The sequence below is a fragment of the Stenotrophomonas sp. 86156_Sma genome (genome assembly GCF_056481625.1).
Window position 1 is genome coordinate 5,000,001 of sequence record NZ_CM151157.1, and the last position, 14,831, is coordinate 5,014,831.

Sequence of the window (14,831 nt, forward strand, 5' to 3'; positions counted from 1 at the left end):
CCAGGCTGCACAAGCCGTCGGTGCCAACCAGGCACAGATCGCCTCATGGATGTGGGCACTGGGACTGGGCATGGGTGTCACCTGCATCGGGCTGTCGCTGCGCTATCGCGTGCCGGTGGTGACCGCGTGGTCAACCCCGGGCGCGGCGATGCTGGTGGTCGGTGCAGGCGGTGCCTCGCTCGCTGAAGCCACCGGTGCATTCCTGCTCGCTGCGGTGCTTGGCATGCTGGCAGGCTTCTCCGGCATCTTCGCCCGGTTGATGCAGCGGGTGCCGATGGCGCTGGCCGCCGGCATGCTGGCCGGGGTGCTGCTGCGCTTCGGCCTGGACGTGTTCGTGGCCATGAACACCCAACTGGTACTGGCGCTGGCCATGTTCGCCACCTGGCTGGGCGGACGCCGCCTGTTCCCGCGCTATGCGGTCATCGCCACCCTGCTGGTCGGCATCGCGGTGGCGGCCAGCCGTGGCCTGCTGCACGCACAGCAGGTGCAGCTGCAACTGGCGGTACCGCAATGGGTGACCCCATCCCTGTCCTGGACTGCAGTGGCTGGCATCGCCCTGCCCCTGTTCGTGGTCACCATGGCCTCGCAGAACATTCCGGGCGTGGCGGTGATGCGCGCATCCGGCTACGACGCCCCGGTGTCGCCGCTGATCGGCTGGATCGGTGTGGTCAATACGCTGCTGGCACCGTTCGGTGCATACGCACTGAACCTGGCGGCAATCACCGCAGCGATCTGCATGGGCCGCGATGCGCATGAGGACCCGGCACGACGCTATACCGCAGCGATGGCGGCAGGCGCCTTCTACATCATCATCGGATTGTTCGGTGCCACCGTGGCGGCACTGTTCGCCGCCTTCCCGAAGGAACTGGTGGCCTGCGTGGCCGGGATCGCGCTGTTCGGCACCATCGCCAACAGCCTGGCCAGTGCGCTGGCAGTAGAGCGGGACCGCGAGGCGGCACTGGTCACCTTCCTGGTCACCGCCTCGGGCGTCTCACTGGCCGGCATCGGCTCGGCGTTCTGGGGCCTGGTGGCCGGTGCGCTGTGCCTGCTGGTGCTGCGGCCCCGCCAGGGACGCTGACCTGCCCTACCCCGCCAATGCGGCGCCGACGGTGCTCAGCACCACCGCGATGACGATGGCGATCAGTGTGGCGACCACGCTGGTGCCGCCGCGCGCGGTCAGCTCGCTGCGCAGCCGTGCGTCATCGCCGCCGGTGACGGCACGGGCCTGGGCGATCAGTCGCTGGCAGTGTGCCAGGTACCAGCTGTTGCCGAAGATGCCGGTGGTGATGCTGAGCGCGAAGGTGATGACCAGTGACAGGCCATCCGGCACATCCAGCAAGGTCTCCACCACACTGATCAGCAGCAGCAGGCCAGCCCACATCGCCGCCAGGCGGTACATCTTGCGGTACATCATCCAGATCAGGCCGAGCAGGAATGCCGGCCAGTGCCAGGTGCCGCTGCCCGTGGCGATGCCCTGATCCAGCCGCCAGCGCTGGCGATAGATCGGGAAGTTGCCACCGACCACGCTGGCGTACAAGGCCATCTCGCCCTCCAGCCCGGCAGCCGCAGCCACATCCGGTGCAGCGACCGGCGCACGATAGGGGTCGGACGGATCGCCGACACTCGGCGCGATGCCCTCAGCCGCGGGCGCTGCGTCGATATCCAGGACCGGAGCCACCTCGACCTGCGTTGAGGCCTGATCCAGCTCCGCCAACGGCCGCCACGAGGGCATGCCCTCGCACCAGAGCAGCGTTCGCGCCGTGACCGTCCCTTCCCGCTGCAGCTGGCGAAGACCGGCCAGATCCACCGGCCCACTGCTCTGCCTGCCATTGGCGTACCACCATTGTGCTTCCTGCATGTTTTCCGTCCTTGCTACTGCATCGACAAACTGAAACCGCTGCCAGCGCCTACAGCCCGGTACTGGCCAGGGTCTGCACCAGCTGATGGCGCTCACCCGGCGCAAGCGTAATCTGCTCCGGGCCTGCGTTGGCCACTTCCAGGCAAACGTAATCGTGCCAGCCATCGCCGACATCGGCCATTTTCGCTGCCGCCTCCGCACCGGGATTCCAGGCCACCAGCGTCTGGCTGCCTTCGCTGCGGATCTCGATCCGCCGCTGCAGTACGGGATCACGCAGCACGTAATGGCCGCCGGCACCGGTATAGATGCGATCGCTGCGACCGGGGTCACGCGGATCGCGCAATGACCACGGTCCCTGTTGCAGGCGCAGCTGCGCATAGTCCTCGTACTTGTCCAGGTACTGCAGGCCATCGAGGCCCTCGACCTCGACCTGGTTGGCATCGCCCACCCGGAAATAGCTGTGCAGGGCCTGGGTGAAGGTCACCGGCGAGGTTCCGGTGTTCTCGGTGACGAGCTGCTGACGCAGCTGGCGGCCGATGCGCAACTGCATCTGCAGGCGCAGGCCGGGATCGGCGCAGGGTGCAGGTGCCAACTGCAACTCGACCTCACCGTCATCGCTCTGGCTGGCCTGCAGAAGCTCCCAACGCGCGGTGCGCACCAGGCCATGCGCGGGCACATCATTGTTCTGGCCCTGGCGGCCGAACCACGGCCAGCACACCGGGACGCCACCGCGGATGGGCGTGGGCAGCTCGGCGCGCGTGGGCGAAAGCCACAGTACATCGGGCCGCCCATCGGGAATGAACGACAGCAGCTGTCCGCCGAACACGCTGATGACCGCCGTCGCGCTGGGGGTGCGCACGTGCCAGGCCTCCAGCCCGTGATACAGGCCGCTGCTGATGTCCGGATCCGACTGCATGCGATGACGCTCCTTGAAGACCGCGGCGATGATGTCGCGGTCAGCGTGCCTGGGGCAAGGCCTTCTGCGCAGCGGGTGCGATGGCGGCCGCCTCTTCCTGCAGCGCGCGCAGGATGCGTTGGCCGGCACGCCCATCGGCGTTGGCCCAGCCCAGGCGCTGCTGCTCGGACTGGATCGCGCGACGGGTGGCGGTACCGATCATGCCGTCGGCGGTACCGATGTCGTGGCCACGCGCCAGCAGCAGGGTCTGCAGCTGACGGCGTTCATCGCGGCCGATGCCGGGATCATCCGTCGGCCAGGCGGTAGCCAGCCCGTTGCCGCCACGCAGCTGGTCGGCCAGCGTGGCGATCGCCAGCGCATAGCTTTCGGCGGCGTTGTAGCTGTAGATCGCGTCATAGTTGCGGAACACCAGCAGCGCCGGACCCTTGATCCCTGCCGGCAGCAGCAGGGCGGCGCGCGCATCCGCCGGCAGGTTGGCCGGAGCCAGCACACTGCCATCAAGCGCGGTCAGGCCCTGCGCACGCCAGTCGGCCAGGGCGCGACGCTGGGTACGTCCGGCCTGGCTGGCGTTGAAGCCAGCGGGAACAAGAACTTCCATGCCCCACGGCTCGCCACTGCGCCAGCCGGCACGCTTGAGGTAGTTGGCAGTGGAGGCCAGCGCATCGGGAATGCTGCCGACCAGATCGCGGCGGCCATCGCCATCACCGTCCACGGCGATGCGTGCGTAGGTGCTGGGCATGAACTGCGTATGCCCGAAGGCACCGGCCCAGGAACCGGTGAGGCCCTGTGCCTGCAGGTCGCCGCGGTCGATCAGCTTGAGCAGTGCCAGCAATTCACCGCGGAAGAAGGGTTGGCGACGGCCGGCGCAGGACAGCGTGGCCAGTGACTGCAGCAGGGGGCGCTTGCCGAACACGCGGCCGTAGTCGCTCTCCACGCCCCAGACCGCGACGATGGTGGCCGGATCGACGCCGTACTGCGCCGACACTCGATCGAGCAGGTCGCGATGCTGCTGCAGCATGGCGCGACCATCAGCCACGCGCTGGCGATCGACCAGCGCGGCCAGGTAGTCCCAGATCGGCGTGGTGAATTCCGGCTGCGCGTCGAGCAGGCCGAGCACGCTGGGGTCCGGGGTGAGGCCGGCGGTGATTTCGTTGAAGCGCTCGGCGCTGATGCCCTGGCTGGCGGCCGTGGCCTGCAGGCCCGTCAGGCAGCGGCTGAAGGCCGGATCGACGCTGGCATCCGGTGCTGCAGGCAGCGCGGGGGGCGAGGCGAGAGCGGCCGCCAGGCCGAGGGTGGTCAGAATGGGCATGGCGTCCTCCGTGTTGCCGTTGCACGGCCATCTTAGGGGTAGCGGTGCTGCAGAACCTGAAGGGGTACCGGCTGGCCGGCCGCCCTAGATGGCACGCAGCAGGCGCATGCCGTAGGCGGGACTGTCGGCATTCCCGCGCTGCGTGACCTGCAGGCCCGCCTGCTGCAGCAGCGCCTCGAAGCTGTCGTCGGTGTACTTGTGGCTGTACTCCACACGGATCGGTTCGTCCGCGGCGAAGTGGAAGGTGCGGCCGTCCAGATGCACATCCTGCGCCCAGCGGCTGACCAGATCGGTTTCGATGCGCAGCCGCGCGGTGCTGTAGCAGGCACGGTGGTGGAAGCCGTCGAGGTCGAAGTCGCTGCCGATCTCGCGATTGAGCCGGGCCAGCAGGTTGAGAGTGAACGCGGCGGTGACGCCCTGCGCGTCGTTGTAGGCCGCTTCGATCAGCGCCGGGTCCTTGTGCAGATCGATGCCGACCAGGGCCAGGCCGTCGCGGCCCATCGTCTGGCGCATCGCCCGCAGCAGTGCGACCGCGTCTTCGCCTTCAAAGTTGCCCAGCGTGGAACCGGGGAAGAACAGCAGCCGTCGCGCGGGTTCGCGCTCGGGCATGGGAACGGCGACGGGGCGGGTGAAGTCGGCACAGACCGGCAGCATCTCCACCTCCGGCAACGCCGGCGCCAGATGATCGATGCTGGACAGCAGCGCGGCCCGCGAGATTTCAATCGGCGTATAGGCCACCGGGTCGTGAAGTGCGGCCAGCAGCAGCGCGGTCTTGCGTCCGCTGCCGCTGCCCAGCTCCACCACGTGCAGACGCGGGCCAACGCTGCGGGCGATGTCCGGCAGCACACGCTTCAGCAGGGCCAGCTCGGTGCGCGTGGGGTAGTACTCGGGGGTCTGCGTTATCTGCTCGAACAGGCGCGAGCCACGCGCATCGTAGAAGTACTTGGACGGCAGCTGGCGCGGCATACGTGAGAGTCCGGCCACTACGTCGGAGAGGATCTGCTGCCGCCCGGGGGTGAGATCGGTCAATGCCTGCAGCGCGTCATGCACGGTGCTCATGTGAGGTCCCTGGCCAGGCGCAGCCCGGAGAACTGCCAGCGCGCCGGCGGCATGAAGAAGTTGCGGTAGCTGGCGCGCACATGGCCGCGGGGTGTCGCGCAGCTGCCGCCACGCAGCACCCACTGCCCGCACATGAACTTGCCGTTGTACTCACCGAGGTTGCCGGCGAAGGGACGGAAGCCCGGATAGGCGCCATACGCGCTGTGGGTCCACTCCCAGACATCGCCGAACAGCTGCCGTATTCCACTGCCCTGCGCTGCCAGCGGGTGCAGCCGGTCGTCATCGGCGAAATGTCCGCGCAGCGGCTGCGACGCAGCGGCGGCTTCCCATTCGTACTCGCTGGGCAGGCGCGCGCCGGCCCAGCGGGCGCAGGCATCAGCCTCGTAGTAGCTGAGGTGGCAGACCGGCGCGTGCGGATCCAGCTCACGCCAACCGCCGAGGGTGTATTCGCGCTGCAAGGCGTCATCCCAGTACAGCGGGTGCTGCCAGCCCTCGGCTTCGCGCAGCGCCCAGCCTTCGCTGAGCCACCAGCGCGGTTCGCGGTAGCCGCCGGCGTCGATGAAGGCCCGATACTCGGCATTGCTGACGGGACGCTCGGCCAATGCGTGCGCGGGGAGCAGCACGCGGTGCGCTGGCGATTCGTTGTCGTAGGCGAACGCGGCCTGCTGCGGCCAGGCTGCAGCACCGACGGTGACGATGCGCTCGGGTGATTCGATCCAGCCCTGCGCACTGGCAGCGCTGGTGGCAGGCTGCAGGTCCTCGCGGTAGGCGGGCTGCAATGGGTTGCACCAGAACGCATGCTTGATGTCGGTGAGCAGCAGTTCCTGGTGCTGCTGCTCGTGCTGCAGGCCCAGCTGCAGATGTTGCAGTGCCTGTTCATCGAGATCGCCCGCCGCCAACCGCGATTGCACCTGCGCATCGACCTGCTGGCGGTAGTCGCGCACCTGCTGCAGCGACGGGCGCGACAGCAACCCGCGCTGTGGCCGCGCATGCGCCGGACCGATGCTCTTGTAGTAACTGTTGAACAGGTAGTCCCAGGCCGGGTCATGCGCTGGCGCGGTGCCGAAACCCGCCAGCACGAAGCGTTCGAAGAACCAGGTGGTGTGAGCCAGGTGCCATTTGCTCGGGCTGGCGTCAGCCATGCTCTGCAGCATGGCGTCCTCGGCGCTGAGCGGCGCGGCCAGCTGCAGGCTGCGCGTCCGTACATGGGCGAACTGGCGGGCGAGATCGTGCTGCGGGGCAGCGACGGCGGCGGGTACGCTGTCCATGTGGGCAGCATCGGCGCTGGGCGGTGAGTGCGACGTCATGGTTCGGCGTCACTTCGTTCACATGGATGAGCCTGCCGCATTCAAGAAGCCACCACGAACGCCGCTAACGGCAATGCTGCGGCCGCGTCGTCACCGCGCTGGAATTCCTGCTTGCCCCTGCATCCGCTCCGCCAGCCTGCGCATTACCTGTTCGTGCTGCCTGCCGTGCTGGTTGCCGTGGTGGTGTGGACCGCATTGGATACCGCAGACGTGGCCAGCCCGGCGCAGCGCATCCTGCCCTGGCTGCTGGCCTGCCTCGGTGCCGGCCTCGCCCTGCTCTACCACCAGGTGCGCACGTTGTGCCTGCTGATGGTTGTGGCGGTGATGTTCGCGCTGCTGCACCAGGACGTCGCTGGCTACCTGCGCAATGGCCATGTCACCACGCTGACACCGCTGCGCTTCCACGCCATCTCGGCCTGGTTGCCGCTGTTGTCTGCCGGCCTTGCGTTGTGGCCGGAGCGCGGACGGCGGCGCCAGGACCTGCTGCTGCGCGGTATTGCCAGCGGCACCGCGGTGATGATCTTCCTGCTGCTAGCCACACAGCAGCCGCGCGGCATGCACGATCTGCTGTCGAACCGTCACTGGGCCTGGATTCCCGCCGACTGGAACGCGCTGGCGCAGCTGCCGGCGCTGCTGTTCCTGCTGGCGACCGCAGCGTTGGGCTGGCAGGCGTGGCGGCATCCTCGGCCACTGCACACGGCGATGCTGCTGGCCCTGCTGTGCCTGTGGTGGATGCTGCCGCGGATCTTCCTGCAGCCGGTGCTGCTGCCGGCGCTGAGCAGCGCCGCCCTGCTGCTGATGCTGGGCGCGATGCTGCAGGAGTCCTTCCACATGGCCTTCCGCGATGAGTTGACCGGCCTGCCGGGGCGACGGGCATTCAACGAGACCCTGCAGCGGGCACGCGGCATCTACAGCATCGCGATGGTGGACGTGGACCACTTCAAGTCATTCAACGACACCCATGGCCACGACACCGGAGACGATGTACTGCGCCTGGTGGCCTCGCGGCTGGCGCGGGTGGGCGACGGTGGCCGTGCATTCCGCTATGGCGGTGAGGAGTTCGCGGTGGTGTTCCTGGACCGCCCTGCGGCGGCCTGCATGGATGCCGTGGAGGCGCTGCGGCAGAGCATCGAGGAGACCCGCATGCAGCTGCGCGACCGCAGCACCCGCAGCCGCGATGACGAAGCCGGCCGCCAGCAGCGCGGACGCGGTGGCAGCGGCCAGGTGGTACAGGTGACAGTGAGCATCGGCCTGGCCGACAGCCATGTGGATCCGCGCCCGATGGCAGTGGTCAAGGCCGCCGACCAGGCCCTGTATGTGGCCAAGGACGGCGGCCGCAACCAGGTGCGCGCGCACGGCGGCCAGCGCGTGCTGGCTGCGCGCAGCGCGTAGGGCTCAGGCCGCGTCGAAGTAGTACCAGCGGCCGTCGATGCGCTGGAAGCGGCTGTGCTCGGTCATCTTGACCGCACTGCCGCCGCCGACGCGATAGCGCGCGGTGAAGCGGACATCGGCGCTGTCAGCACCGGTGACGGTGTGCTCGTGCACGGTCAGGCCCAGCCAATGGGTACGCTGGCCGGGTGCATCATCCAGCGTCAACTCGGCCGGACGCGTGTCCGGATGCCAGCTCTGGCGCAGGTAATCAGCCAGACCGCGCACGTAGGCGCTGTATCGCGAACGCATCAGGCGCTCGGCATCGGGCGCGGCTTCACCGGCGTGGAAACGGCCGCAGCAGGCGGCATAGTCGGCGGGAAGGCCACAGGGACAGGGATCGGCGGGTTTTCGGCTCATGCCGGCATTGTCGCCGGGTTGCAGGGATTGATCCACGCGCGGCACGGGCCAGCTGAAGCAGGACAGGCGTATGCTGTCGCGCCCCCACCTTGATTGATCGCCGTGCTGGAACTGGTTCCCCCTGAGTTGTGGTGGCTGGTGGTGATCGCCTTCATCGCCGGTCTTGTGGATGCCGCCGTGGGTGGCGGTGGCCTGGTTCAGCTGCCCGGCCTGTTCACGGTGCTGCCGCAGCAGACGCCGGCGATGCTGTTCGGTACCAACAAGTTCAGTTCGATGTTCGGTACCGGTGCGGCTGCCTGGCGCTATGCGCGCAACGTGCGCTTCCCGTGGAAGCCGGTGCTGTTCGCGGCCGGCACCGCCTTCATCTTCTCCTTCGCCGGGGCCACTGCGGTGAGCCTGCTGCCCAAGGACGCGGTGCGCCCGCTGGTGCTGGTGCTGCTGATCGCCATGCTGGCCTACACGTTGTGGAAAAAGGACTTCGGTGCGCTGCACCGGCCGCAGGAGATCGGCCGCCGCGAGCTGGTGATCGCGCTGGCGATCGGTGCAGCGATCGGCTTCTACGATGGCTTCTTCGGGCCGGGCACCGGCAGCTTCCTGATCTTCCTGTTCGTGCGCTTCTTCGGCCTGGATTTCCTGCGCGCATCGGCGGCATCGAAGGTGGTGAACCTGGCGACGAATGTTGCGGCGATCTCGTTCTTCGTGCCGACCGGCAACATCCTGTGGTTGTTCGCACTGCCGATGGCGGCGGCCAACATCATCGGATCGGTGGTGGGCACGCGGTTGGCGCTGAAGGGCGGCACGCCGTTCATCCGCAAGCTGTTCGTGGGGCTGGTGGTGGTGCTGATCGCGCGGATGGCGTGGGATACGTTGCGCGGAGCGTGAGTGCGGTTGCCGGCCAGCGGCCGGCACTACCGGGTCATGAACCCCGCCCATGGGTAGTGCCGGCCGCTGGCCGGCATTCCCATTCAATCGGCCGGGTCAGGCCTCCGCTTCTTCCGGTTCGTTGGCCTGCTGGCGGCTGCGCTCGGGCAGCTTCAGGCGCTTGCCTTCTTCGTCGTACTCGATCAGCAGCACGCCGGAGTCGTGGCGGCCGCTGATTTCGACGAAGCAGGCGCCACCGATGAACGGCTCCAGCGTCATCACCGACTTCAGCGGGGTGGCCACCACCATCTGGAAGCCGAAGTTGTCGAAGATGTTCATCGCCAGTGCGGTGAACTCGTTGTCGGCCTTGTCGAAGGCTTCGTCAAGCACGACCGCGGCGTAGCTGGGCAGCTGGCTGTCGGCGCCGCCGAGCTGGTAGCGCAGTGCCGCAGCCAGGCAGGTGGTGGCCAGTTTCTGGCGCTGGCCACCGGACTTGCCGGCACCGCTGCGGTAGATCTCGACCTGCTGGCGCGTTTCCGCATCCAGCTCGACGCCGATGAACTCCACGTGCATGCGCACGTCCAGCACCAGCTCGCGCCAACGCTTGTCCTCGCCTTCCTGCGAACCCAGGCGGTTGACCAGCTGGCGCAGCACGGTGAACTGCGATTCGGCCAGCTCGCGCTGCTCGGTCTGCTGCTGCGACAGCACCTCGCGCAGCTGCAGGTGGAACTCGCCGACTTCCGGCAGGCGGCGGTCGCTCAGTTCGATGGTCAGCAGCGTGCCACGGTTGAACGGCACCTGCTCCAGGCTGGCGTTCACTTCGTCCAGGCGCTGGCCGATCGACTTGCGGGCCTCTGCACTGTGGCGCTGCAGGGCCAGCAGGTTGTTCTTGCTCTGGTTCTGCAGCAGATCGAAGAAGCGCTCTTCGTGCTGCGGCAGGCCGTCGCGCTCCAGGCGTTCGAGGCGGGCGAGGAAGTCTTCGGCCGAGGCCACCGATACGGTGAAGTCGCCCGATTCCTCCGGCCACTGCTGGATGAAGCGACGGAAGCAGCCGATCAGCTGGTTCTCGATGCGGTTGAGGTCCTGCTGCGAGGACGACAGCTGCTCGTTCAGCGCGTTGCTGACCTGGCGCATGTGCGCTTCCAGCGTTTCCAGGCTGAGCGGGCCCTGCTCCTGCAGGCGCTCGGCGAGGCCGGCTTCCTGCTCCTGGGCCAGGCTCGGCAGCACCAGCGCACGGCTCTGCTGGCGGGCGCGGTCGAGGCGATCGCGCTCCTTGACCAGCTGGCCGCGCTCGACGCGGACGTCCTCATAGGTGCGGCGGGACTGCTCGATGTCGGCGCGCACGGCGTCGATCTGCTTGGCCAGCTTGGCCAGATCGGCATTGCCTTCGCGCAGGTCGCGCAGGGTGGCCTCGATGTCGCTCAGGCGCTGCTGCGGAGCGGCGATGTCGATCTCGTTCCAGCTGATGCTGACCAGTTCGTGGCAGGCCAGGCGGCGCTCGTTGTCGCGGTCGCGCTGGCCGCGCAAGCGTGCGATGTCGGTCTCGCAGCTGGCGATGCGCTTGGCCAGTTCCTGCGCCTCGCGCTCGAAGGCGCCCACCTTGTCGTGGTTGTTGAAGCCGAGGATCCAGCGGCGGCGGTCGCCCACCGCACTGCGGTCGTCCTTCTCGAAACGGTCGCCCGGATGCTTGACCTGGCCTTCGCGGGTGATGCCGCGGTCGACGTTGCGCAGCTGCTTGGCATCCACGCACTCGTAGTCGAAGCGCTTGCCGAGCTCGCGCCGCAGCCAGCTTTCGAACACATGCTCGCGCAGTTCCAGCTTGTGCAGCAGCGACTTCGCCGACGGCTCACGCGCGAACGCATCATCGTTGCGGCGTACGCGGTAGTAGGTGAAGCGCATGCCCAGATGGGTACGGTTCACCCACTCGGCAACGTCGTTGTAGTGCTTGTCATCGACCAGCAGCGACAGCGCGAAGCCGCCCAGCACGCGCTCGATGGCGCCCTGCCAGCCCTGCTCTTCCGAGCGGACCTGGATCAGCTCGCCGACGAACGGCAGCGCCGCTTCGGCGATGCCGGTTTCCTCGGCCAGGCGTGCGCGCAGCTTCTGCATCGGCGCCGGGATGTTGGAGGGGGTGCGCTGCATCGCTTCGAGTTCGCTGCGCACTTCACCGAAGCGGCGCTCGTCATCGCGCTTGCCGCCGAGGCGATCGCTGATCGCATCGTCCAGTGCCGCCGAGGCACGCTGGCGGTCCTGCAGTTCGTTCTGCGCACGCTCGACCAGCTCGGCGAAGCCATGGGCATCGTCGGGCAGTTCGGCCTGCAGCTGCTGCGCCGCTTCTTGGGCCTGGTCACGCTTGGCCTTGCGCCGGTCGCGCTCGGCTTCGGCGCGGCCCTGCTCGCGTTCCAGTTCCTCGATGCGTTCACCGCCCTGCTGGCGGCGCTGCAGTTCCAGTTCGGCCAGGCGCTCGGTGTGGTTGTCGAGTGCGGCACGGCGCTGGGCTTCTTCGCCGAGCAGGCCACGGTCACGCACGTCCATCTCGCGCAGGCGCGCTTCGATCAGCGCCTGGCGGCGGCTTTCGCGGAAGCTGTCGACGCCGAGCTTCAGGGCTTCGTCGTCGCCACGCTGGCGGTGCATTTCCTTCAGGTCGTTGTAGTAGGCGCGTGCCGGCAGCAGGGTTTCCACCTGGCGGCGAGCGGTGACCACGGCCTGGTGCGCACCATCGAGCTCGGCGAAGTCGCTGACCAGGCGCTCGGCGGCGTCGAAGGTCTTCGGCGTGTCGAGCATGAAGTCGCGCAGGAAGACGTTGAGGTCGCCCAGGTTCTTCGCCGACTGCGTCTTGTGCAGCAGGCGCAGCGCCATCTCGTTGTCGATGCCGAGCAGGTCGCGGAAGCGCTCGGCGTAGCCGGAGAAGGTGTCGAAGTGGTGCAGGTCGGACAGCTTCTGCTTGAGCTTGCGCAGGTCCAGGTCGAAGCCGCCGAGATCCTTGGCGATGTCGAACGGACGCTCGGCGATCATGTAGTGCTTGCGCACGTCGCCGGCCGAGGTGCCGTTGCCGGAGATCCACAGCAGGCGCACCAGGCTGACCACGCGGCCATCGCCGGCGCGGTACTCCAGCACCAGTGCGGTCCAGGTCGCGCCCTTGCGCAGGTACTGGGTAGCGATTTCGCCGGTGCCGCTGTCCTGCTGGTCAGCCCACGCGCCACGCACGTAGGACACCAGGTTGCGGTCGCGGCCGCTGCGCTCGGCTTCACGCGCGGCGGCGTTGAAGTCGACGATGGCCGGCGGCGTCAGCAGCGCGGACATGGCATCGAGCAGGGTCGACTTGCCCGAGCCGGAACGGCCGACGAACAGGAAGCCGCGCTCGGCGATCGGCACTTCGGTCAGGCCGTTGAAGGTGCCCCAGTTGTGCACCTGCAGGCGGCGCATGCGGAACTGCTGCAGGCGCGGGTCCGGCAGGCCTTCGTTGAACAGTGCGGGAGTGTGCTTGGAGATAGCCATGCGATGATCGGGTCTCTCAGGCCTCGGCGGCCGGGGTTTCGCGCAGCTGGCGGTACACCGCCGAAAGCTGGGACACGTCTTCGGCGGAGAACAGCAGCTTCAGCGCCGGCGAGACTTCGTGGCGGTCTTCCTGGCCGCTGAGGCGGGTCAGGATGTGGTTGTCCTTCATCTTCTGCACCGCCGAGGCGACGCGGCGGTTGAAGCCGGCGCGGTCGGTGGACAGGTTCTTCTCGTAGATGGCCAGCGCTTCGGCCATCTCGGCGTCGGCGACCACCGCGCGGTTGCCGCGCGCATCGGCCTCGGCCAGCTGCTGGCGCAGGTACAGCAGCAGCACCGAATCGATGAAGGTCAGCGGCGAGGTGCGCAGCAGCACCGGCGCATCCACGTCTTCGGTATCGGCCTGGCGGGTGAACGCCACGCCGCTGTCACGGTCGAGCACCAGTTCCAGGAACAGGTCCGCCAGCGACGAGCGGATGGCCGCCTCGCTGCGGATCAGCGCCGGCCACAGCTTGGCGTGGCGCAGCTGGTCGATGCTGGGGCCGATCAGCAGCTGGCACAGCGCACGGCGCGCATCCAGCGGCAGGCGCCCGGTATCGCCGAGGTAGTACACGTCGTTGCCACGGCGGGGCTGCGCCACGGCCGCCACCGGCTCGGCTTCGTAGGCGTCTTCCGCCACGTCGGCCTGCGCTGCGTCGATGGGATCTTCATGCCAGCTCATGGCGTCTCTCCTGGGTGAACCAAACCAGCGGGATGCGGGCGCGACGGACCTGGCCGTCGCCACCACGCCATTCGGCAAGCTCCTGCTCGCCGGCGACCACGTTGCCGAAGCGCGTGCCCAGCGACAGATAGCCGATGACGCTGCCAAGACCCTGCGGCGCCTCGCGCTGCGACAGGGCTTGGGCGATGCTGAGCCGCGGCTGTGCATCGAGCAGGTCGTGCAGGTCGCGGCGCAGGGTGCGGAAGTCGATTTCGGACGAAGCGACCAGATCGCCGACGCTTTCCAGGCTGATCGCGGCCGCGTCGTTGTACTCGACGTTGCCATCGACCTGGGCGCTGCGTGGATCGTGCAGCCTCCACTGCGACCACGAGCGCAGGCGGCTGGTGGTCAGCTGCAGGTCACGGCCGATGCCGCGCTGTGCGGGGAACTCGTCGCGCAGGGCCAGTGCTTCGGACTGTGCCTGCTTCAGCAGCTGGTTGAGGCGGCGCTGTTCCAGGTAGCCACGGCTCTGCACGAAGCCACGCAGGCTGCGCGCGAAGTTCTGCAGCACATCGTGCACCTGGCCACCGCGCTCGAGCATGGTGCTGGTAAAGCCGCGCAGGAAGTTGCGCTCGTTGCGGTCCAGGCGGCGCGCGAAACCACGCGCCAGCACCGCTTCCAGCGCAGCATCGAGCTGGGCGCTCTGTTCGGCGTCGTTGAGCAGTCGCCAGAACGCCTGGAAGCTGCGGCCGGCATCGCTCTCGCCGATCACGTCCACGCCTTCGAACAGCTGCGACAGCACATCGCCGCGCTCGCCCTCATCGTCGATGATGCGTTCGCGGAAATCACGGTTGAGCTGCTCGAAGTCGTCGCGCACGCGGCGGAAGTCCTCGGTCAGCTCGTCGGCCAGGCCGATGATCTGGCGCGCACGTTCCAGCGCGCGCTTGCCATCCAGCGCGATCACACGGCCGGCACCAACGCGGGCGATCTCGGCGTCGATGCGGTCGCGCTCGTCGCGCAGCGCCGACAGGCGCGCATCCGGATCGGACTCGGTCTGCGCGGCCAGCTGCGAGAGCTGTTCGATGACCAGCGCCAGCCGGCTTTCGGTGGCGGCCACGCGGGCCTGCTCCAGGCCGTCGGCGAAGCGGATCGCCTGCAGTGCCGCGGTCGACAGCTCGTACTGCTCCTGGTCTGCGCCTTCGGGCAAACGGCGTTCCAGCCAACCCTGGGCCAGCCAGTGCGCGATGTAAGCCTGCGCGGTACGCGGCAGGTCGCGCGACAGTTCGTCGCCGTTGAGCTGGTCCAGCGCACGTTGCAGGCGCTCGTTGAGCACCGACGACGACAGCGTGCGCTCGCCGTCCATCAGCAGCCCCTGCAGCAGGCCGATGATTTCCGGAGCGTGGTCGGCGGCGAGCAGCTTCCACTGGGGCTGTTCGCGCAGATGGCGGTAACGGGAGATGCGTTCGCGATGCTTCATGCAGCGAAAGAGGTCTGTTGGGCTGACAGGGACGAGCCGCCACGCACGGCTGCCGCGCGGG

At 68.2% G+C, this 14,831-nt stretch carries 12 protein-coding genes (1 of these 12 only partly in view); 3 read left to right on the top strand and 9 right to left on the bottom strand.

Translation table 11 applies throughout. From position 1 onward, the window contains the following. Positions 1 to 1,078, top strand: the 3' portion of a protein-coding gene (locus ACZK33_RS23100; RefSeq protein ID WP_134951627.1) for a benzoate/H(+) symporter BenE family transporter. 110 nt of this gene lie to the left of the window's left edge; 1,078 of the gene's 1,188 nt are visible here — the last part of the coding sequence; the start codon falls outside the window, past its left edge; its stop codon occupies positions 1,076 to 1,078. A gap of 6 nt (positions 1,079 to 1,084) precedes the next feature. Here ACZK33_RS23100 and ACZK33_RS23105 read toward each other — a convergent pair whose 3' ends face one another. The 5 genes from ACZK33_RS23105 to egtB all read right to left on the bottom strand — a co-directional run bounded on the left by ACZK33_RS23105 (position 1,085) and on the right by egtB (position 6,410). Beyond that, positions 1,085 to 1,858: a DUF2628 domain-containing protein gene (locus ACZK33_RS23105; RefSeq protein WP_107433758.1), complete on the bottom strand. Its 774-nt coding sequence runs from the start codon at positions 1,856 to 1,858 to the stop codon at positions 1,085 to 1,087. A 49-nt stretch (positions 1,859 to 1,907) separates the two neighbouring features. Continuing rightward, complete coding sequence (locus ACZK33_RS23110) at positions 1,908 to 2,774, bottom strand: D-hexose-6-phosphate mutarotase (RefSeq protein ID WP_423175718.1); 867 nt, start codon at positions 2,772 to 2,774, stop codon at positions 1,908 to 1,910. A gap of 40 nt (positions 2,775 to 2,814) precedes the next feature. Next, entirely contained in the window at positions 2,815 to 4,083 is a 1,269-nt protein-coding gene (locus tag ACZK33_RS23115) for a lytic murein transglycosylase (protein ID WP_423175719.1), read from the bottom strand. 84 nt (positions 4,084 to 4,167) lie between these two features. Then, the gene (gene egtD / locus ACZK33_RS23120) at positions 4,168 to 5,142 is read right to left on the bottom strand and encodes an L-histidine N(alpha)-methyltransferase (RefSeq protein ID WP_423175721.1); all 975 of its coding nucleotides are present in this window, start codon (positions 5,140 to 5,142) and stop codon (positions 4,168 to 4,170) included. Beyond that, positions 5,139 to 6,410, bottom strand: coding sequence for an ergothioneine biosynthesis protein EgtB (egtB, locus tag ACZK33_RS23125; RefSeq protein ID WP_423175722.1), 1,272 nt, complete (start codon positions 6,408 to 6,410; stop codon positions 5,139 to 5,141). Before egtB ends, egtD begins: the two co-directional genes overlap by 4 nt. Positions 6,411 to 6,560: 150 nt before the next feature. Between egtB and ACZK33_RS23130 the strand changes: the two genes are divergently transcribed. Next, a complete protein-coding gene (locus tag ACZK33_RS23130) occupies positions 6,561 to 7,841 on the top strand; it encodes a GGDEF domain-containing protein (RefSeq protein WP_423175724.1) in 1,281 nt (426 codons plus the stop codon). A 3-nt stretch (positions 7,842 to 7,844) separates the two neighbouring features. On the opposite strand, the gene ACZK33_RS23135 is transcribed toward ACZK33_RS23130, so the two are convergent. Further along, positions 7,845 to 8,237 carry a YchJ family protein gene (locus tag ACZK33_RS23135; RefSeq protein ID WP_049400368.1) on the bottom strand — a complete coding sequence of 131 codons (393 nt, stop codon included), beginning with the start codon at positions 8,235 to 8,237 and terminating at the stop codon, positions 7,845 to 7,847. 102 nt (positions 8,238 to 8,339) lie between these two features. Here ACZK33_RS23135 and ACZK33_RS23140 point away from each other — a divergent pair, with 102 nt between their 5' ends. Further along, a complete protein-coding gene (locus ACZK33_RS23140; protein WP_032130226.1) occupies positions 8,340 to 9,119 on the top strand; it encodes a sulfite exporter TauE/SafE family protein in 780 nt (259 codons plus the stop codon). 96 nt (positions 9,120 to 9,215) lie between these two features. Here ACZK33_RS23140 and ACZK33_RS23145 read toward each other — a convergent pair whose 3' ends face one another. The 3 genes from ACZK33_RS23145 to ACZK33_RS23155 are packed head-to-tail and all read right to left on the bottom strand — an operon-like array spanning position 9,216 to position 14,770. Beyond that, positions 9,216 to 12,596: an ATP-binding protein gene (locus tag ACZK33_RS23145; RefSeq protein WP_049446864.1), complete on the bottom strand. Its 3,381-nt coding sequence runs from the start codon at positions 12,594 to 12,596 to the stop codon at positions 9,216 to 9,218. A 16-nt stretch (positions 12,597 to 12,612) separates the two neighbouring features. Beyond that, positions 12,613 to 13,314, bottom strand: coding sequence for a DUF4194 domain-containing protein (locus ACZK33_RS23150; protein WP_005411692.1), 702 nt, complete (start codon positions 13,312 to 13,314; stop codon positions 12,613 to 12,615). Next, positions 13,301 to 14,770, bottom strand: coding sequence for a DUF3375 domain-containing protein (locus ACZK33_RS23155; protein WP_317216911.1), 1,470 nt, complete (start codon positions 14,768 to 14,770; stop codon positions 13,301 to 13,303). The genes ACZK33_RS23150 and ACZK33_RS23155 overlap by 14 nt, the downstream gene beginning before the upstream one ends. Positions 14,771 to 14,831: the final 61 nt, after the last annotated feature.

Coding starts and splice junctions, on each gene's coding strand:
- ACZK33_RS23150 (WP_005411692.1), bottom strand. CDS start 13,314: ATGAGCTGGCATGAAGATCCCATCGACGCAGCGCAGGCCGACGTGGCG.
- ACZK33_RS23155 (WP_317216911.1), bottom strand. CDS start 14,770: ATGAAGCATCGCGAACGCATCTCCCGTTACCGCCATCTGCGCGAACAG.
- ACZK33_RS23115 (WP_423175719.1), bottom strand. CDS start 4,083: ATGCCCATTCTGACCACCCTCGGCCTGGCGGCCGCTCTCGCCTCGCCC.
- egtD (WP_423175721.1), bottom strand. CDS start 5,142: ATGAGCACCGTGCATGACGCGCTGCAGGCATTGACCGATCTCACCCCC.
- egtB (WP_423175722.1), bottom strand. CDS start 6,410: ATGGACAGCGTACCCGCCGCCGTCGCTGCCCCGCAGCACGATCTCGCC.
- ACZK33_RS23145 (WP_049446864.1), bottom strand. CDS start 12,596: ATGGCTATCTCCAAGCACACTCCCGCACTGTTCAACGAAGGCCTGCCG.
- ACZK33_RS23105 (WP_107433758.1), bottom strand. CDS start 1,858: ATGCAGGAAGCACAATGGTGGTACGCCAATGGCAGGCAGAGCAGTGGG.
- ACZK33_RS23135 (WP_049400368.1), bottom strand. CDS start 8,237: ATGAGCCGAAAACCCGCCGATCCCTGTCCCTGTGGCCTTCCCGCCGAC.
- ACZK33_RS23110 (WP_423175718.1), bottom strand. CDS start 2,774: ATGCAGTCGGATCCGGACATCAGCAGCGGCCTGTATCACGGGCTGGAG.